Annotated in this window: 14 protein-coding genes and 4 pseudogenes; 10 read left to right on the plus strand and 8 right to left on the minus strand. The window is 53.3% G+C overall.

What is annotated here, in order from left to right; translation table 11 throughout:
• From JWR17_RS09940 to JWR17_RS09955, 3 genes and pseudogenes are all read left to right on the plus strand, one after another.
• A pseudogene (locus tag JWR17_RS09940) lies at positions 1–235 on the plus strand (integrase); the annotation flags it as partial.
• An 800-nt stretch (positions 236–1035) separates the two neighbouring features.
• On the plus strand, positions 1036–2016 hold the full coding sequence (locus JWR17_RS09945; RefSeq protein ID WP_299830737.1) for an integrase domain-containing protein: 981 nt from the start codon (positions 1036–1038) through the stop codon (positions 2014–2016).
• Positions 2017–2691: 675 nt separating this feature from the next.
• Entirely contained in the window at positions 2692–3591 is a 900-nt protein-coding gene (locus JWR17_RS09955; RefSeq protein WP_299830741.1) for a nucleotide-binding protein, read from the plus strand.
• Between the two features lie 127 nt (positions 3592–3718).
• Here JWR17_RS09955 and JWR17_RS09960 read toward each other — a convergent pair whose 3' ends face one another.
• From JWR17_RS09960 to JWR17_RS09980, 5 genes and pseudogenes are all read right to left on the minus strand, one after another.
• Positions 3719–5815: a hypothetical protein gene (locus JWR17_RS09960; protein WP_299830743.1), complete on the minus strand. Its 2097-nt coding sequence runs from the start codon at positions 5813–5815 to the stop codon at positions 3719–3721.
• The gene (locus tag JWR17_RS09965; RefSeq protein ID WP_299830745.1) at positions 5812–6231 is read right to left on the minus strand and encodes a hypothetical protein; all 420 of its coding nucleotides are present in this window, start codon (positions 6229–6231) and stop codon (positions 5812–5814) included. The genes JWR17_RS09960 and JWR17_RS09965 overlap by 4 nt, the downstream gene beginning before the upstream one ends.
• Positions 6232–6267: 36 nt before the next feature.
• Positions 6268–7191, minus strand: coding sequence for a hypothetical protein (locus JWR17_RS09970; protein WP_008435726.1), 924 nt, complete (start codon positions 7189–7191; stop codon positions 6268–6270).
• Positions 7192–7776: 585 nt separating this feature from the next.
• A pseudogene (locus JWR17_RS09975) lies at positions 7777–8061 on the minus strand (type II toxin-antitoxin system RelE/ParE family toxin).
• Positions 8051–8293 (minus strand): CopG family transcriptional regulator, encoded by a 243-nt coding sequence (locus JWR17_RS09980; protein ID WP_299830748.1) that lies wholly within the window; start codon positions 8291–8293, stop codon positions 8051–8053. Before JWR17_RS09980 ends, JWR17_RS09975 begins: the two are co-directional and overlap by 11 nt.
• A gap of 315 nt (positions 8294–8608) precedes the next feature.
• Between JWR17_RS09980 and JWR17_RS09985 the strand changes: the two are divergent.
• From JWR17_RS09985 to JWR17_RS09995, 3 genes and pseudogenes are all read left to right on the plus strand, one after another.
• A pseudogene (locus JWR17_RS09985) lies at positions 8609–8791 on the plus strand (transcriptional regulator); the annotation flags it as partial.
• 287 nt (positions 8792–9078) lie between these two features.
• The gene (locus JWR17_RS09990; RefSeq protein WP_299830749.1) at positions 9079–9486 is read left to right on the plus strand and encodes a hypothetical protein; all 408 of its coding nucleotides are present in this window, start codon (positions 9079–9081) and stop codon (positions 9484–9486) included.
• 3 nt (positions 9487–9489) lie between these two features.
• Complete coding sequence (locus JWR17_RS09995; RefSeq protein WP_299830751.1) at positions 9490–12252, plus strand: hypothetical protein; 2763 nt, start codon at positions 9490–9492, stop codon at positions 12250–12252.
• 41 nt (positions 12253–12293) lie between these two features.
• On the opposite strand, the pseudogene JWR17_RS10000 reads toward JWR17_RS09995, so the two are convergent.
• Both JWR17_RS10000 and JWR17_RS10005 read right to left on the minus strand, forming a co-directional pair.
• A pseudogene (locus JWR17_RS10000) lies at positions 12294–12468 on the minus strand (ATP-binding protein); the annotation flags it as partial.
• A 176-nt stretch (positions 12469–12644) separates the two neighbouring features.
• Positions 12645–13025, minus strand: a complete 381-nt coding sequence (locus JWR17_RS10005; protein ID WP_299830753.1) for a hypothetical protein — start codon at positions 13023–13025, stop codon at positions 12645–12647.
• A gap of 291 nt (positions 13026–13316) precedes the next feature.
• Here JWR17_RS10005 and JWR17_RS10010 point away from each other — a divergent pair, with 291 nt between their 5' ends.
• The 4 genes from JWR17_RS10010 to JWR17_RS10025 all read left to right on the plus strand — a co-directional run bounded on the left by JWR17_RS10010 (position 13317) and on the right by JWR17_RS10025 (position 17575).
• The gene (locus tag JWR17_RS10010) at positions 13317–13589 is read left to right on the plus strand and encodes a hypothetical protein (protein ID WP_299830755.1); all 273 of its coding nucleotides are present in this window, start codon (positions 13317–13319) and stop codon (positions 13587–13589) included.
• Between the two features lie 287 nt (positions 13590–13876).
• Entirely contained in the window at positions 13877–14893 is a 1017-nt protein-coding gene (locus JWR17_RS10015) for an iron ABC transporter substrate-binding protein (RefSeq protein WP_299830757.1), read from the plus strand.
• 4 nt (positions 14894–14897) lie between these two features.
• Positions 14898–16526 (plus strand): iron ABC transporter permease, encoded by a 1629-nt coding sequence (locus JWR17_RS10020; protein WP_299830759.1) that lies wholly within the window; start codon positions 14898–14900, stop codon positions 16524–16526.
• Complete coding sequence (locus tag JWR17_RS10025; protein ID WP_299830761.1) at positions 16523–17575, plus strand: ABC transporter ATP-binding protein; 1053 nt, start codon at positions 16523–16525, stop codon at positions 17573–17575. The genes JWR17_RS10020 and JWR17_RS10025 overlap by 4 nt, the downstream gene beginning before the upstream one ends.
• A gap of 59 nt (positions 17576–17634) precedes the next feature.
• On the opposite strand, the gene JWR17_RS10030 is transcribed toward JWR17_RS10025, so the two are convergent.
• Positions 17635–18600, minus strand: coding sequence for a zinc-binding alcohol dehydrogenase family protein (locus JWR17_RS10030; RefSeq protein WP_299830763.1), 966 nt, complete (start codon positions 18598–18600; stop codon positions 17635–17637).
• Between the last annotated feature and the right edge of the window lie 13 nt (positions 18601–18613).

The raw sequence follows: 18613 nt of genomic DNA on the forward strand, positions 1-18613 counted from the left end.
AGCGGATCGACACCTATAATGGCCGGGCACTTACCCGTCTGACGGTGATGCTGTCGCTGCATGTGTTTGTACGATCCAGCGAGCTGCGTTTCGCACGCTGGAGCGAGTTCGACCTCAAGCGCGGCACCTGGGAGATACCGGACACTCGACCCGCGTTGGAAGGCGTACCCTTTTCCACAAGGGGTACGAAGATGGCAGGGATATCCATTTAGTACCCTTATCGCCGCAAGCAGTGCAACTGTCTGTGGAAAACCACTGATTTCCACCGGTGGATAAATTCATCCACAGCCGCAGAATCCCCAAAAATTCGAGCCTTGACCCGAATTATCCACAGGCGTAGAAAAGATCGGGCAAAGCGCTGTCGTCGACAGCAACCCTAGGTAGCCCGAACCTTTAAGGCTACGCCACAGCGTGGTGGTTCTCCCAAAGTGCGATTAGCGTCCGGCGGCTCGCACGGTCACAGCGATGTGATGGATGCCTACTTTTATCAGTGTGCCCACTGCGGCAACTCATCCCCTTTCATAGCTGCCCTGCAGCAACCTATCCGCGTGGCCATTTCCTTGCGCCAACCTGCGCCCGTCTCTTTCTCCCGGAAAGAGACGGGCGCTCCTACCACTGCTGCAGCCCACCTCGTACAAGGCTCTGCGGCATTCCCCCTCGTGACAATCAACGTGACAAACACCGAAGTCACCAGCAGCAGCGATGCAGATGATGGTGCCGCAGCCTACGGAATGGACTGCACCTGACTGACAGTCAGGCACGCCCCGGTCATCGCATCACTGCCTTCACCTAACTCAGGATCTCGCGGCGTCGGTCTCGTCAGCCAGCGCCGCCTCCACCCCGCCCACTTCCTCAGAGGTGTTCAGGAGGCCAGATCATGAGATGCCCAAGCTCCCGGTCGTAAAGAGCCGCCAGTCCCGCGTTAGTGGACAACCCTCACAGGTCGCAGGGGCCTTGATCCCTGATAACACTCAACATCCTTGGCGGGATGACGTGGGGAAGGTTTTAAGAGTTTACTTCGAGAGGAGTTCGATCATGGCATTGGTCGGTAGACGAGACGGGCGAAATTTTGGCTATGGCCGGCAGTTGAGTTATGCCGGGCCACAAGCGCTAAAAGATCTGTTTGGCGGCGGGCACTACGGGACGGTCAAAGCGCACAGTGATCGCTGGCAAGCGTTTGTGCGGTGGTGCCGGTCGGAGGATGGACCAGGACTTAACGATGCGCGACAAATTGATCGGCAGACTTTGCTGGATTACGCCGGGCATCTGCGTCAGCAAGTTGAACAAGGCGCTATCGGCATCGCCACCGCGCAAAACCGATTGTCCAGCGTGAACCGAACCATGGCCGCGCTTCGCGGTGATCCGTATGTGAGAGTGCCAAGTCCGAGCAAGGCGTTGGGAATGCAGCGCACCAGTGTTCGTCGCTCGGTGCCGCAAGGCCAAGACCGCGAACACGTGAAGCGGATCGTCGACGAGCTTTGCGAACATCAGCAACCGCGTGCTGCGGCCATAGCTCAGTTAGCGCGAGCCACTGGCATGCGTTTACGTGAGGCGATTTTGGCCGACCTTCCTCGACTGCAACGGGAAGCCGAGCAACTCGGGAGGATCAACATCCACGACGGCACCAAAGGTGGCCGCGGCGGAGCAACAGCACCTCGCTGGATCATGGTGGATGACCATGTTCGCGAAGCACTCAGATATGCCGAGCAGGTCTTACCGCATGGCAGCCGCAACCTACTGGCACCGAACGAAAGCTACCTTGATTTCCAACGGGGAATCGTCCGCCCCGCACGGGAGGTCCTCCATATACACAACCTCAAAGGCTTCCACGAATTGCGGGCAGCCTATGCGTGCGAACGCTACGAGCAAATCACCCAGCATCTTGCACCCATCAACGGTGGCAGGTGCTGCCAGCTAGACCGACGCCTCGATCATGAGGCACGCGCACAAATCAGCTATGAGCTGGGGCACGGTCGTATCGACGTGGTTTCGGCGTACATCGGCGGCCGACCATGAGCAAACCATTCGATATGGAGCTGTTTCTAACGGGCGTGCTGGCGGGATCACCTGTAACACGACAACGCCACCTTCGTCAGGCAAGGGCAATCCAGACAGCAATCAATGAGCGATGGCACTGCGACAACCCATGGGTTTGGCAACGGAAGCATCTCGCATGGTTTCTGGATTACCGTATAAACAATCACACAGAACCTACCCGCTATTATTACCTGCTGACTATTCATTTGCTCACTCTTCGCTTAGGGAAAATTTGGAGGTTCAAATGTTAGGTGGAGGCCCTAAACGGGACAAAAACCGTTGGTGACAGAACATGGCTAGCACTGGGATTGAAAATAGCTTGCGTCAACACGAAATTCACGCAACATTTAGGTAAAAAATAAGCTAGAGGGATAATAATGCTAAAAGGAATCGACAAGCTCCAGCGTCAACTGCAGATGCACAAAAGGTACTTCAATCACTCGAAGGCGATCTTTGTACTGTGAATTTTAATCCGCACGATCCCGTGAGTATTGAAGGTGCGATTCAGCAGATATCAAATCTCATAGATGAGCGTGTGGGAACCTATACGTCAAATCCAATAGTCAGCTCCTTGGCAGAGCAGATGGAAGAGCGATATAGGGAAAAGATCATAGAACGGGCTGCCGCAGCGCGACTGTTAGAGGAAGAAAAATAGTGGCCATCGACCTCTTTACTCAGATCAACAATGCGGTTATAGATCTACAGAGCTCACAACATCAGACCTTCGAACAACCGCTAAAAAAACTGGCCCGCCTACTTCGCGATCCGGCGCTTGACGCTAGCAACAATGAATTGATATCGGGGCTAGATCTCGAAGCATTCTTGGAAGCGAGCGAACGGTCTGGCGGCGGCATGGGGAATCATAAACTTGCTTGGCCAGAATCAGATGACGACAAACAACGACTAGGTCTCACCCTACTGCTAATCGAAAAACTCGCTGAAGATCCAAAATACGCCATTAATTTCGGTCACCACTACTTTAGCTCGGGCAGTAGAAAGCTTATTTCAGGTGTCCATGGATTTACTGGACAGATAATCGCCCCATTTGTGCGGGATTATAAAGTCTATGTCGAATCTCAGGGAGAGGTTAAACCGCAGTTGAAAATATCAAAATCTAATAAAGTATTTATTGTTCATGGCCATGACGAGGCTGCATTACAAGGTCTCGCGCGCTTCCTAGAAAAGCTCGGCTTAGAAGCGATTATCCTTAGGGAACAACCCGATCGAGGCCAGACGATTATTGAAAAATTTGAACATTCGGCTGATGTAGGTTTCGCGGTAATATTGTTAACACCCGACGATGTTGGTGGTTCAATAAAAGCTGACGTGAGCGATGCTCGCGCACGTCAAAATGTCATTTTTGAACTTGGATTCTTTGCCGGAAAACTTGGGCGCGGCCGTGTTTGTTTGCTTCGCAAGGGGCAGGTGGAAATACCATCTGATTTGTTTGGTGTAATTTATACCGACATGGACTCGGCTGAAGCCTGGAAGATGAAACTGGTACGAGAGTTGAAAGCGGCTCAGTTAGATTTTGATGCTGCTAAGCTTTGGTAGCCAAGTAAAAATCTAGCCCCCTTACCGACTCCTAAATTATAAGCAGCGGGAGTGCTACCGGCCATATAGACCGATAGCTCTCCAAACTATTTTAATCAGAGGCTACCAAAGTCAATATTTCCATTGTTTATAATGGACCGATAGACTTTTCACCTAGCTGAATCAACTTAAATTTAACGCCCTCGGTAGACTCTTTAAAAACCGGCTCGGAATCATCAAATGATGCTGCAACAATACTTTGCAAACCTGTGGATGAAGAAAGCATTTGGAGAAGAGCATGCTGGCTCTTAGTGGCCATTGAGTGCTGTCCAGGCTCATCAAATAAAATGAAACCGGGGTGATTGGCTTTGATCGTTGGATGTGCCGAGGTTTGATGGATAGCTATCAGGTATGCCCAAATCAATCGTACAAAATCACTTGCACTGGAGTCTGCTGCCATGCTGTTTTGATTTTTATTACTTCTATACTGATGGATAGCCTTTTCGGACTCCGAGTTCTTTTCTCTAATAACCCGGAGCTCTATACGTGATAAGAATGGTAACAGGCTATCAAAATCTAGTTCAATATCTACTACAGGGGCACTGTGATAATCAAAGGTTCCAACATTTGCTCTGAACATTTTCCCAAACAAGTTTAGAGTCTTAGTATCCTGCTCCGAGTAATGCTTTTTAGGTAAAAACAAACGCTGGTCTTGGTTGTTTTTTAGCTGAAGAGATAACGAACCAAAACGTTTTTTTAGCTCATCAAACTTCGTATCGAAGCCATTAATTTTTTCGATCTCAGACTCAAGATGCATCTGTTTTCTTAACAGAGTTCGAGTGCCGGCGGTTCCACTTGTTACATCAGAGCGCAATGCTGCCAATATTGACCTAGATTTCGCAATCCGTTGACGTATACCTTCCCCTTCTTCTTCTAGATTTTGAATAGTCAACCTTATCCCTTGCTGTTGACGCTCTAACATTTTCAATTGGCTATCAAGATAATCGATATTTGTTTCAATACTCATTTTAGAGGTGAGTACGCCACCGCCGGTCAGAGAGTCGTCTACATATTGAAAACAGGTGGGGCATTGTTCTTTGGCTATATAGAGCCCCTGCTCCGCTCCAAATTTTTGCAATTTCAAGGTGGACTTATTTCTAAGCAACTCCTCACTCGCCTGCTCAGCTAACTGTTTGTTGGTAGCTAAGGATGAACGATGGATAGCTAAGGTGCTCACGCTAATTTCATAAAGCCCTACTAGCCTATTGAGCTCTGCGCTATTTACATCTATTGCCGAAACAACCTCTGGACTTACACCATCTTTAAGCTTATTCATTTCGAGCTCTTGCCTTTCATAATCAGCACGGAGCTGGCTAATGTAGTCGGAAAGAGAGAACTTAGTTTGCCCCACTCGCTTATAAACAGCTATATTATCCGAATCAAGCGCCGAAGTTACTCGTAACGGCACCCCTTGAATCTCTATCCCTTCACCAGCCGCTCTTGATTCGCGAAGCAGCTCTTTATATGAGTCATTCCAAGCATTATCTATCTCAACTGACTCATAATTAAGCTCACTTCGTTTCGCATCAGCCTCAAATACATTCAGACCTAACAAAAACTCAACTACCTTCACCCGCACATCGCGAATTCCATAGTGCGGTATGTTTGCAATATAGTCAGTCCAGCCCCTTTTTTGTTCAACCGCAAGAGCGGCAAAAATCGCCTGGAGATATAACTTAACCTGTTTACCCGAAGAGTTTTGAACTTGCGGCAGATTGAAACCTAAAAACTTCTCCAGAAAATTATGAAAGCCCTCTTCATAAATGGCACTTCCACCATCGTGGAGATATTTGAAAGATGATTGCAACGGTAACTTTTCAGTGAGGAAAGCCCCATCCAACACCTCCACCAACTTAGCATTTCGTGTCTGATCCGTAATAGCACGACGAAACGTTCGAACATCCCCCAGCTTATTTTCAACCTCTAAATAAACCTCTGACTGTGTTATTGGTATTTTTTTGTCGTCATATTCAAAGTAGTCTTTAACTGCATATGGCAGTGATGACTGATTTTTACCACCAATCAATTCCTCCATGCCAAGTGAATATAGGATACCGTTAAATACAGTACTCTTCCCAGATGAGTTTGATCCTTTTATGATTGTCAGCGCGCGATCAAACTCAAGAAAAAAACCAAAATCACCTTCTTGAGTAGCAATCTTAAGCTTTAATGCTCTAATAATCATAAGGCATCCCATCCTTTCGCCACTGAATCAACCATTTTTTCTGAAATCCCTTTTCCAATTATTCTTAATGACGTTTTTTCTGGAGATAAAAGATCTTTATCTTTAAGCAAAAAGCTCAAAAAATCTTGTCCCTTGGCAGATATTTCCACCCCGGTCGACAAAGCAGTAACTAGTTGATCCTCTAGAGCAAATTTCAAAGCTATTGCCAAAGCAGGATCGAACCCCCAAACAGGTAAAGTTAACACTCCTTTACGAGAAGCTTCTTTTAGACTAGCCAATCTTCTTTCTGACTTCAATGCCCAGTTAAACAAATGAAGTTTAAGCAAACTACATTTTTCCGCGCGACCGCAAAGATGTAAAACAAGGAGTATCTGCGAGATTTTATATAATGTTCTATGCTCAGCAAGTACAGGCATGGGTCGCTGCGTGAACTTTAATTTCATCATGATCATTTACTCAAAGTCTAATTCACAAGCGGCGAGCCAACGTGCAACTGTATGCCTAGTTATTTCGCTCGCGAGAGTATGATCTACGCCCGGCCGTAACTCAGAAACGATCCTTTCCGCCAACTTATCGGTAACTTTTTCGATAAGTGATTCAGCGGTACCCGACCAAGTAAACGCCCACTCCTTTACATCCTGCTCAAAAACAGACAACAACCTTACAAGTCTAAAATAAATTGTGGGGGAAGCGGCATTTAATGCGTTAAAGTAATTATCATGCTCGAGAAAGGTTTGCAGCGTAAAATTATATAACCGACCAACTAGCTTTTCTGATGGAGGATCCATTTTCTCAACTAATCGAAGTGCAGACTTTCTTAAGAGGTGTTGTTCATACAGTTCAGGGTCAGAGTCGAGTAGCGGTAGAGAAGTCACCTGATTTCCAAAACTGATCGCTACTCCATTCAAACTGCGCTGCTCATTTATTTCGCGAAGGTAAAAATCCGCATCATGCAAATGTATTGTGAAATTAGGATGCAATATATCGAGACCCCAGTCACGCGCCTCAACTTCTTTAACTTTAGCGTGGGAAAGCAGGTTGTGATGATTGATTTCAGGAGATACAAAGCACCACTCTTTTATCTGCGTACCTCCTAGACGGCCTTTGAGCTCAAGTTGAAACTTCTTCAACTTGTTTACATCATCAGTGATTTTTCTTTTTTGTTTGTCTAGCAATACTTGTTGAGTATAAATCCTATCAGGACAGTAGCACTGGAATGCACGTCCGGTATTAATTGTATAGCCTTCTATACCGAAGTCGCCTGGCGAAGCTGGCATCTCCTGATAGCCGTCAATGCCATGCTTACTCTTGAAAACTAACTGGCATAAATTCTCCCATGTATCGCCATTGAATGGGCCCAATTTTGTAATGAACATCAGATGGCTATCCCTTCCGCTTTAGATATATACCATTACGATCACAAGTCGATAAAATGGCTAATGGCCATGTCAATTCTAGTGCAATTGACAATTTTTCGCTATTTTTTTCTATATACTAAAAAATCTGCATCTATAGAAAGCTGATCGATACATTCACTAAAGAACTACGTTTCCATTCATCAACCACTCTTCCCTAAACAAAAATATTTTCACTCACTAAAAATAGCTATCATTTTTTTTAAAGGTAGCAACTATATTTTTCTGAAAAAAACCTCGTACTTTCATAGTATTAGGATGCTATTCGACTCCTGGTGCCGCATCATACAAAGTTCCAGAGAAGGCTTTCAACATCTCTGAACTCCCGAAAAACCCGCCTTCTGGCGGGTTTTTTCGTTTTGGGGTTCCGTCGAATGCCCGTGGATCTTGGTGGATTCCAACCGGTTTAAGGATAGAGCTTGGGGTAAAGGTCACTTCGATAAAAGGGAGTACCTTATGTCGCGCACCACAGCTCCACTCTCTGATTCGGCTTGCCGCTTGGCAAAACCTACGGACCCGCCTATAAGCTTTTCGCTTTCCGCCCCGTCACCACTTGGTACGAGGGCGTTGCCGCGTATGAAATACCCCAAGGATTTGAAGGCGATCGCCGCGTACCCGATAGGGGATGAGATAGGACCAATTGGGCACCGCCCATTCACGCGTTTTTTGACTCGACCCTCACGCCCCCATAGCGAGAAACCGGGCCAATTTGTCTATGCTGGCGAAAATCGCATCTGACAAATCATCAGCAGCCTTGGGGTTTTCAAGGGCTATGTAGCTCGCTTCGTCTTCCAGGCTTTTGAGGGCTTTTTCAAGCCACTCAACCCGCATTCCTGCTCCAGCGGCGGGCGCGCATTGCCGCAACCTGGTCATCGGTGGCGAATTTACCTTGATCAGCCTCTTCTACCGCCAATTCAATCTGCGCAATCAAAGCCCTCTCGTGCTCGATGTAGTCGCGAAGAACATCCATCGCCAAACAGCTCACGATTTGGCCATTCGTCTTAGCCAGATCGGAGAGCGAGTTCGAAAGGTCTTCCGGCAGGTCCAGGGATATCCCGGTCATGGCAGCCTCGATGGTGAGCGGTTGATGAACATCTTATACCGGCAAGCGCTCACTTGGATTAGCAGGTCGTCGCGACGATATTTCACAATTTTCCGCAGTAGAGCCTGATTCTACTAAGCAACGCTCGCCAGAGAACCGCGAGATATACATGCCAGCTTCATGATCGCGTGCGAACATTACGCAGGACTTGATGCGCGATCCTGTTGCTGGGTGGCGACAAAACGGTCAAGACCGTTGGGTACCAAGAGTACGTCGCTCAGGCTGAAAACCTGTACGACGAATACTTGGAAACCTTAAAGAGAGAGGGCTACGACAATGGCTAAGAAATTCACAGAATTGATGGCGCAGCGCTCGCCTGACTCTCGCGAGCGTGCAAACGCCCTGTATCAAAAGCTGCGCGCCGAAATGCCGTTGCACGAGTTGCGACCAGCCAAAGAGTTGAGCCAGGACGACTTGGCAAAAACGCTGCACATCAATCAAGCAACCCTCTTTAAAATGTAACGGCGCAGGGACATGTACATCAGCACCTTCGACGCGATCTTTCCTGATGGGCAGGTGAAAATCGAAGGAGCCGCAAGTCCCGCGTTAGTGGATATCCCACAGGCCGCAGGGGCCTTGATCCCTGATCCACAGGGGCATCATCGCACCGGTCAAACAGGGCGCTTTACTCACTTGCCGAGTAGCCACAGCACTACGGAGATTTCCATGATAAAGTCCGGCGCGATGACATCTCGCGCCGGTTGTCGCAGCCTGACCAGATCGCGTGAAAACAAGGAGCCTCGGCGATGTTGACGATTCGTGACGTGCAGATGCGGGGCCTCGACGTCACCATGCGGGAGAGCTTTCTCAGGGGTTTGCAGGACTCGCTCGTGCTGACGCTGCCGGCGCTGGCCGAGAGCCTTGGCTCGGATGAGCTCCAACAGCGAATCGCCACGGCGTTTGATCGGGCGGCAGAGCGGGGCATCCGGCAGCAATCGAGCGCGGCCGTGTTCGTGAGGCTTTCGCTCTCCATCGGGCCACGCTTCGACGAGTTGCCTGCGGTCTTGGCAATCTTGTCGGGTGACGATGGTACGGCCGATGAGCGCATGCTGCGACTCGCAACCGATGTTCCGCCCGAGGCGTGGGCGGAGGCGGCACACGATGCACACGTGTTCCCATGGGATGCCGTTGATGCCGCCCGCCGAGAGGGCTGACACATGCCCTTCGACATCGGGCCCAGCCTCCACGGCAAGATCGAGGTGATCGACGAAGATCCCTACGAAATCCTGAGTTACACCGGCCGCGACGACGGTACCGCTTCGTTCTTTCACGCAGTCGGTTACTTGCTTGCAGAGTACGGCCTGTTCCAGGGAGATGCCCCGACGCTCCGGCGGCTGACGGCGACAGCGGTATTCAGCCTCTCCAGCGGTCCGGCGCGCAAGCTGATCCGCGATGAGGTCTATCGTCACCATTTTCTGGAATTGCAGCCCTACATCGACGCGCTCGCGGCCGGTGAACTCCCGGGCGACCGCGTATGCGTCTGGGCCATCGAGCATCATTTCGGGGTCCGCATCGAGCTTCGGCTGATCACGCTGCAGGCGTTGCTCCCGCTCCGCAACGAGCACTTCTGCCCGCGCGACTGCGACACGATGTACATCGCGTTCCGGGGTGATCGGCTCTTCATGCCTATGAATCACCCGGAGCTGCCCGCGCTCATCGGCGACAACTACTGTCTTACGTGCGGAGTGGGCGTTCCGAACCCGCTGGAGTCAATTTGCAACGACTGCGTTCGCCGTCCCAGGTTCTGCGTGTCGTGCGGCCTCGTCTACGTCGAGAAAGGTAGCGTTTGCGGACACTGCATAGCCAAGCTCACTGCGTCGTTGCTTGAGGATGTGAGCAGCCCCCGTCGCGGGGTCCCAAGTACGATCATGCCGTGTGGGCTACCGGTGGAACTCGAGGAGCCGATTCCTAGACGCAAGCCCGAGACCGAGATTCGCCCGAAGTTCGTCATCTATCTGTCGAACGCGCCTTTCGACGACTTCCGAAGCGGAGATGGCACCTACATCAACGCGCTGGTGAACTGGCTCAACACCCTTGGCACGCTCGATCATGGCGGGCTCACCTACGATGTCTCCGGGATGCGGCTCTGCGACAGTGGCCTCGCGGCGAAGATCCCGCTTGAGGAGCAGGCCGTCAAGCGGCTGGAAATCCCGTACATCGATGGCTGGCCGACCCGGAAGTCAGAGACTGAGAGGATGAGGATGGCGGACTGGCAGCGCCTCTACGAGCCTGCCCGGCACCTCCTCTTTAAGGCGCTCGTCAGTGAGCGGGGCAAGGACATGCATCCGAAGTCGGTCCACATCTTCCACGTTCAGGTGCGGTATCCCGACAGCGGCGCCCTCTTCAACCAGGAGTTCCTCGACGCGCTGGCCAAGCGTGGCTTCCACATCGTGGTGACGTGCCACGAGATGAAGTTCAACCTGCTCAATGCCGAGAACATGCAGCGTAACGTCGTGCAGATGAACGACTTCGTTGCTTGCGCCGAGAGGACGATCTTCCTCAACGAGCACGATCTGATGTGCGGTGTGAAACTTGTGAACGCGGGCTCGCTGAGCAAGTACTCCCTGGCGCGGAAGGCGACGCCGCCGCATGAGAAGGTATCTGCAGAAGGCGAGTCGAGTGTCGACAGGATGCGCAAGAAGCTCAACGTGGGCGGTGCGTCGGGCGTGCATCCCTCGGGGGCTTGCATCGACGAAATCAGGGTGCCCTCCCGGTGCAAGGCATCGTTCTTTCATATCCCAGGGATAGCGACGGTAAAGGGCGTCGCCTTCAACGCCGAAGACATCCTGGCACGGCTGCCGAACGTGCTGGTCTTCGGGCTGATAAAGCAAGTCGACGCCATGGAGCAGACCGCCGCCGTCGCGCGGGCAATTCAGTGCAACCCTGCGATGGGGCCGGCCCGGGTCTTTGTCGTCGGCAAGGTTTTCAAGGACTTCAAGCACAACGCTATCGCCACCCTCGTTGGCGAGATGTATGGGCTCTCAGGGAGCAAAACCACGCAGCTGTGCAAGTGCCTCGACTCCCACGGGGAGAAGATTGACAACGATCTGGACTTCTATGCTGCGATGAATAACGAGATCCTTAAGTTGAAGACGAAGTGCGAAGACGCCTGGAGGGCGTTCATCTTGGAATGCGCCTTCATCGAGCGACTTCGCGACGCCCTACACCAGGTCGTCACATGCGACGTCTCTTCGCTTGAGCAACACGAAATCCGCGGTCTCATCCTGGGTGCGCAAATCAAGCTCAAAGCCATGATGGATCAGCCCGTCCGCGAGTTCTATGGGCGCGGCCCGATGGTGCTCCGGACGTCCTGTGAGACGCTGCAAGCGCAGCTCCCCATGATGTCAGTCGTCATTGAGCCAATTGATAAACACTGCTATGAACAGCGCGAGTTGGTCAACACCGCGAACGGGTTTCACGCCAAGCTGGCTAGCTTGACGGCGACGATCGCCCTCACCAAGAAGGGCGTCGTCGCGCTGCTGAGCAAGAAGAATTGGCCAGCCGCACCGCTGCCGATCACCATCGAGTTCGACGCGCCGCCCGACGCGTTTCAGCGCATCGCTTCGCAATGCAAGTACGCGTTCAAGGTCGACCAAAAGAGCATGGCCGACAACGCGTCGTCGATCATCTCGCTGATGTCGAACGGCTGCATCACCTTTACCGAATCGCGCTTCGACACCCCGAACGAGTTCTTCAAGGACAACGGCGGCGCCCTGAGCCCGGTGATCATGCCTGCTCAGAAATACGGCACGTGCGAGGGAGCGTTTGTCGTCAGGGAGATACTCCGCCGCGAAGGGGAAAGCGGAGCGAAGAGCAACCGCCGGACGCTGAAGAACATGCAGACTCTGCTCGTGAAGCGCTACGGGCTCGAAGCCGTCGCAGCCAAGCACCTCATCGTCTACAAGACTTTTTTGTTGTGACGGTCAATCGCGTGGCCTTCAGATGGCCGCCCTATGCGAATGGGCAGCTTGCTGGTCAGAACGACGCTGTCTTGTTCGTAGCGCTTGGCGACGACATTAAAAAACAGATTGGCTTCTTCTCGGCCAAACGGCAGGATCCGATCTCGTCGATAGCCGCAATTTTGCGCGCTGTACTATCCGGCTGAAATACTGGGCCAGACGCCCTTGCTGATGCGCGGCCACCAGCAGAAAGCCGCTCGCGCACCGTTGCGATCAAGGCTTCATCGTCCTCGGTCATCAGGACGGGCTTAAGGGTAGCTGGCCTACCGATCTCGGATTCGTTTCCAGCAACGCCCCCACAATTTGGCAACAGAGATGCTGCAAATCGGATAGACGCCGCCCAAGCCAACCCCTCAATCCCCACTAACAAAATTCCCCGGCCTCCTCACTCCCCGCTCGATCTCTCTAAACGTCCCATCATCCGTAGCCGCCAACAACCGTCTACCATCCTTCAACGTCACCCAGAACGTAACCTCGGTCTCTTCATTCGCGAAAATTACCCCAGCCGCGGCACCCAACGGCCCAAGCATCAGCGCGCCTGCTAACCCAAGGCTGATCGCATCTTCGAGCTTCTTGTTCGACCCAGTCGTGGCGACTTCGATAGCTTTTAGGGAAGTGACCGGAATGCTGATCCCAGGCCACGGATAGAGTGGGGTTTCGAGGTTGAGCAGGCCGGCGTGGTATTCGCCGTCACCTTGCAGGAAGTCGCCTGCCAGTACTTTTACCTTAGTCATTTTGTATCTCTCCTTAAGTAAGCTAGAGAACTCTGAGCTAAATTTTGGCGCTTGATTTTCGTCACGGTCAACCTCGACTGGACGAGATGTAATGGTGATGTAACGAGCGTTTGGCGAAGCGTTTCAGCAAGCGATTTTTGCGGTTTTTAGCCGCGATGACGCCGGCAAGCCTGAACGATTGTGCACCAATTTGTACCAACGTATAGCCACACTCAGATGTGTACTTTCACTGAAAAATCACAGCAGCAGCTTCACCGTGTAGTCGGCTGTTTATTGTGAATGGAGCTTCTTATGACTGCCGGCTTTGTGTTCGACCCGAATGCTATTTACGACGTGAAAAAGCCTCAGGATGCCCATCCGGTGTGGCGGATCCAGGATCGAAAAGTTTACGCGTACCTTGAGCACGATCCGCGACGGGACTGGAGCGGCGACATTGGGGTATTGGTGGTGTGTTCACCTCAAAGACTGGTGGATCACGACGGGCATGATTTGGCGTTTATTGAAGGTGAACATGTACGGTGTGTGGATGGCCGGGAATTTTCGTTGGTGGTGGCGAGGGGGTAGTTTTGTTCGCCGGGTTTGTACCGATAGATGAGTATGAAGATGAGGATAATGCGAAAGAACGCGGGGAGAGTGTGTGCGTGCAACCGCCAGCGGGAATCCTGCAGAGGAGTTAATGGAGAACGCCAAGCATGCAATGTTGTGCTGGCCAACATGAATTTCACTAAAATTATGCTCAGATGCGGGCGCGGATCTTAATGCAAGCAATTCTTATTGCGGTATGATCAGCGTGCCTGACAATAGGGAAATCCCCACAGGCTCTTTTTTAATTTTGCGGAGCTGCCTTTACGATGACTTCCCGTATCCCCTCGTTTGCCAAAGCGGCCTTATTGGTCACGTCCATGATGGCCGCTGGCAGTGTGTTTGCCGCGCCAAGTGCTGACGGCATCACGGTGTACAACGCGCAACACGAAAGCCTGACCCAAGCGTGGGTCGACGGCTTCACACACGACACCGGGATTAAAGTCACCGTGCGTAACGGCGACGACAGCGAGTTGGGTAACCAAATCGTTCAGGAAGGCGCAGTTTCTCCAGCCGATGTGTTTTTGACCGAAAACTCGCCCGCCATGGTGCTGGTTGATAGCGCCGGTTTGTTCGCGCCCGTGGAACCCGCAACGTTGAGCCAAGTGAACTCGGCTTATCGCCCAGCCCACGGCAAGTGGGTCGGTATCGCCGCTCGTTCGACTGTTTTTGTTTATAACAAAGACAAAATGACCGCTGCCGATATGCCTAAGTCGCTGCTTGATCTGGCCAACCCGAGCTGGAAAGGTCGCTGGGCTGCATCACCGTCCGGTGCCGACTTCCAGGCTATTGTCAGCGCGCTGCTTGAGCAGAAAGGCGAAGCAGCAACGCTGGACTGGCTGAAGGCGATGAAAACCAACTTTACCGCGTTCCGTGGTAACGGCTCTGTGCTGAAAGCTGTAAATGCTGGCCAAGTCGACAGCGGTGTGATCTATCACTACTACCCATTGGTTGATCAATCCAAAACCGGTGAGAACAGCAATAAAGTCGGCGTGTATTACTTCAAGCACAAAGACCCTGGCGCGTTCGTCAGCCTCTCTGGCGGCGGTGTCCTGGCGTCCAGCAAACATAAAGAAGAAGCTCAGGCTTTCTTGAAGTGGGTCACAGGCAAACAAGGCCAGGCGATTCTGAAAGACGGCACATCGTTTGAATACGCAGTGGGCCTGGGCGCGGCGTCTAACGCCAAGTTGACACCGCTCGCCGAACTGGATGCGCCGGTGGTGGACGCATCCAAACTCGACAGCAAAAAGACTGTTGAGCTGATGACTAAAGCAGGGTTGTTGTAAGGTTATGGCGGAGCCTATTTCAAATGTCGCAGTCGAGGCATCGGAAGTGTTTGGCGTGATCGATAAGGTCATTCCAGCCTCCGCCATTAAGGGACGGCCCCGCTCACCCGGCGGCCGTCCTGCTACATGGATTGTTGTCACCTCCGTACTGGTTTCATTGCTGGCTTTATTGCCATTGGGATTTGTTGTCGGCATTTCTATCCAGACCGGCTGGGCAACTATTGTGGAGCTGGTCTTTCGGCCAAGGGTCGGAGAATTGCTGGTTAATACCGTGTTGCTGGTCGTGCTCACGGTGCCGTTGTGCGTGATCCTTGGCGTAGCGCTGGCGTGGCTGACCGAGCGCAGCGATCTGCCGTTTCGACGCGTGTGGTCTCTACTGGCGGTCGCGCCCCTCGCGGTGCCTGCGTTCGTGCACAGCTACGCGTGGGTTAGTCTGGTGCCATCGATCCATGGGCTGTTTGCCGGGGTGTTGGTGTCGGTCATCGCTTATTTCCCCTTCCTTTACCTGCCTGCGGCTGCCGCGTTGCGACGCCTGGATCCGGGTATCGAAGACGTAGCGGAGTCGCTGGGTTTGAAACCCTGGGCGGTGTTTTTTCGGATCGTGCTGCCGCAGTTGCGGCTGGCGATCTGGGGTGGGGGGTTGTTGGTCGGGCTGCATCTGCTGGCCGAGTACGGTCTGTACGCCATGGTTCGTTTCGACACGTTTACCACGGCGATTTTCGATCAGTTTCAATCCTCATTTAACGGCCCCGCAGCGAATATGCTGGCGGGGGTGTTGGCCTTATGTTGCCTGGCGATGTTGACGTTTGAATCAGCCACACGCGGCAAAGCTCGTTATGCGCGGGTCGGCTCCGGCAGCGCGCGCCAGCAACGCATCTGCATTCTGGACCGCAAAACCACGGCCTTGGCGCTGTTGCTGCCCATAGCGGCGACTGCGCTGGCGTTGGGTGTGCCGTTGATCACCTTAGGAAAATGGTTGATCGCAGGAGGTTCAGCCGTTTGGCGCATGGACACGATTCTGCCGGCGCTGGAGCAGACGCTGATATTGGCCAGCACTGGCGCGATCATTACCACCTGCGCGGCGATCCCTATTGCTTGGCTGTCGGTACGCTCGCCGGGGCGTTTGCATCGTCTGCTGGAAAGCTGCAATTACATCACCAGTTCGTTGCCTGGCATCGTGGTTGCGCTGGCGTTGGTGACGGTCACCATCAAGTTCGCCCGGCCGATTTACCAAACGGCGATTACCGTGTTGTTGGCCTATGTGCTGATGTTCTTGCCTCGGGCGCTGGTCAACCTGCGCGCGGGCATCGCCCAAGCTCCAGTGGAGCTGGAGAACATGGCTCGTAGCCTTGGTCGCTCGCCGATCCAGGCCTTGTGGGTGATCACCATGCGTCTTGCTTCGCCCGGCGCGGCCGCTGGCGTGGCGCTGGTGTTCCTCGCCATCACCAACGAGTTAACCGCGACCCTGCTGCTCGCGCCCAACGGCACACGTACATTGGCGACTGGCTTTTGGGCCATGACCAGTGAAATCGACTACGCCGCTGCGGCGCCTTACGCACTGATCATGGTCCTGCTGTCGCTTCCGCTGACGGCGCTTCTTTATCATCAATCCAAACGCACGGCAGGCCGATGAGCTCTCTTGAATTACACGCTATCTGCAAATCCTTCGGTTCGTTGCCGGCTGTGGATAACGTCAGTTTGTCAGTGCCTGAGGGCAGTCGCACCGCCATCGTCGGGCCTTCCGGTTCGGGCAAAACCACCTTGCTCAGAATGATTGCCGGCTTCGAGTTTCCCGACTCTGGAAGTATCACGCTGAACGGCACACCCTTGGTCAACGGACCGATCGAGGTGCCGGCTCATCAGCGCTTGATCGGCTATGTCCCACAAGACGGCGCGCTGTTTCCGCACATGACCGTCGCTGCCAACATCGGCTTTGGTCTGCCTGGCAACGCCGCGTCGAAACAGCAGCGCATTAACGAGTTGATGGAAATGGTCGCCCTCGACAGCCGCATGCTGCCGCGTTGGCCCCACGAATTGTCCGGTGGCCAGCAACAGCGAGTCGCCCTCGCCCGGGCGTTGGCCCAACGGCCGAAACTGATGCTGCTGGACGAACCGTTTTCCGCCCTCGACACCGGCTTGCGCGCCTCCATGCGCAAAGCCGTGGCCAAGCTGCTCTCGGATGCGGGCGTCACCACCATTCTTGTGACCCATGATCAGGCCGAAGCCTTGTCGTTCGCTCATCAACTGGCTGTTATGCGCCAAGGCAAACTGATCCAGGTCGGACCGCCGATGGACCTCTATCTACGTCCCCGCGATGAGGAAACCGCGCTTTTCCTCGGCGATGCCGTAGTGCTCCCCGCTACAGTCGAAGGCGGCTGGGCAACCTGCGAACTGGGCCGAGTGCCGGTGGCGGACACGGCATTCAAAGGTGCCGCGCAGATCATGTTGCGGCCAGAACAGATTGAACTGTCGGCATCTGGCTCATCAAATGAAGGCTGTTTAGGCGTTGTTACCGACAGCGACTTTGGCGGCAATGCTTGCATGCTGACCGTACGGCTTCAGACTGGGTCGTCTGCGCGCGAGTTGCTGGTTCGCAGCTTGAGCATTCATGCGCCACTGGTTGGAAATACCGTGGGGGTTAGAGTTGTTGGCAGTGGCCATGTGTTGGGTGGTGGTCAATAAACACTGGCGATTAAATCCCGCAGTGCAAGTTAAGCGGGTGCCCCCAGGCACCCGTATATTCATTTACTAAGCGCAAAAACCACTTTATTCCCGCTGCCCTTATTCACTTCTTCATACCGCGCCAGCCCTTCGTTCAACGGCGATTCGTAGATTCCGGTAGGCGACGGCAGCAGTCCTTCATCAAAGAACTGCCCGAACTGGTTGAGCATTTCGGCGCAGGCTTCGGTGCCGTAGAGCAAGGTGTTGATGCCCACTACTGAGCCGCCTTTACGGTACAGCGCCAGGGTTGGCATCTGTACGTGGCCGTCCACGGGCGCAGCGATGATAGCGATACGACCAAAAGCGGCCAAGGCAGCCACGGCAGCAGGAAGCCAGAAGCCGGTGGTGTCGAAGATGACGTCGGCGCCACCGGAGAAGACGGCGTTGACTTGGGCGCCGAGGTCTTCGTGTTTGTCCAACAGAATGGCATCGAAGCCGTCTTCCCTAAGCGCTTTGATCTGTTCGGGACGACGCACCGCGCCGAGGACTTGGGCGCCAAGAATTTTGCCGAATGCCAAGGCGGCGCTGCCAACTGCGCCGTTAGCGCCGATGACCAATAGGCGCGTGCCGGTTGTCACCAGGCTGCGCTGTAGGGCGTTCCATGCGGTGGTGAACGGTACGCCAAGGCTGGCGGCCTGGACGAAACTCAAGGCTTTTGGTTTGAGCGCGACGCCTTTGGCGGGCAATGTGAGGTACTCCGCGTGGGAGCCGTCGCGAAAGAAGCCCGGCTCTTTGCCGGTGCCCCACACTTCTTGACCGAGCAGCGACTGTGGACCCTCAATCACGATGCCCGCAAAGTCTCGACCGGGTATGCGTGGCATCGTGGTGTAGGGAAAACGCCCGAGTACGTTTTTTACATCGCTAGGGTTGAGCCCGGCGGCCTTAACCTGAATCAATACCTCACCTTCAGCCGGCACTGGCTGAGGGACGTCAAGGTATTGCAGTGCCGACAGATCGCCGGTTTTGGAAAATTGCAGGGCTTTCATAATGACTCCATCA

This window comes from Pseudomonas sp., from assembly GCF_028293835.1.
In the GTDB taxonomy this organism is placed as follows: Bacteria; Pseudomonadota; Gammaproteobacteria; order Pseudomonadales; family Pseudomonadaceae; genus Aquipseudomonas.

Bases quoted from the DNA above. Each gene is read 5' to 3' on its own strand.
- JWR17_RS10020 (WP_299830759.1), top strand. From the start codon at position 14,898: ATGGCGGAGCCTATTTCAAATGTCGCAGTCGAGGCATCGGAAGTGTTT.
- JWR17_RS09980 (WP_299830748.1), bottom strand. From the start codon at position 8,293: ATGACCGGGATATCCCTGGACCTGCCGGAAGACCTTTCGAACTCGCTC.
- JWR17_RS10030 (WP_299830763.1), bottom strand. From the start codon at position 18,600: ATGAAAGCCCTGCAATTTTCCAAAACCGGCGATCTGTCGGCACTGCAA.
- JWR17_RS10010 (WP_299830755.1), top strand. From the start codon at position 13,317: ATGACTGCCGGCTTTGTGTTCGACCCGAATGCTATTTACGACGTGAAA.
- JWR17_RS09995 (WP_299830751.1), top strand. From the start codon at position 9,490: ATGCCCTTCGACATCGGGCCCAGCCTCCACGGCAAGATCGAGGTGATC.
- JWR17_RS09970 (WP_008435726.1), bottom strand. From the start codon at position 7,191: ATGTTCATTACAAAATTGGGCCCATTCAATGGCGATACATGGGAGAAT.
- JWR17_RS09965 (WP_299830745.1), bottom strand. From the start codon at position 6,231: ATGCCTGTACTTGCTGAGCATAGAACATTATATAAAATCTCGCAGATA.
- JWR17_RS09945 (WP_299830737.1), top strand. From the start codon at position 1,036: ATGGCATTGGTCGGTAGACGAGACGGGCGAAATTTTGGCTATGGCCGG.
- JWR17_RS09960 (WP_299830743.1), bottom strand. From the start codon at position 5,815: ATGATTATTAGAGCATTAAAGCTTAAGATTGCTACTCAAGAAGGTGAT.
- JWR17_RS10025 (WP_299830761.1), top strand. From the start codon at position 16,523: ATGAGCTCTCTTGAATTACACGCTATCTGCAAATCCTTCGGTTCGTTG.
- JWR17_RS10015 (WP_299830757.1), top strand. From the start codon at position 13,877: ATGACTTCCCGTATCCCCTCGTTTGCCAAAGCGGCCTTATTGGTCACG.
- JWR17_RS10005 (WP_299830753.1), bottom strand. From the start codon at position 13,025: ATGACTAAGGTAAAAGTACTGGCAGGCGACTTCCTGCAAGGTGACGGC.
- JWR17_RS09990 (WP_299830749.1), top strand. From the start codon at position 9,079: ATGTTGACGATTCGTGACGTGCAGATGCGGGGCCTCGACGTCACCATG.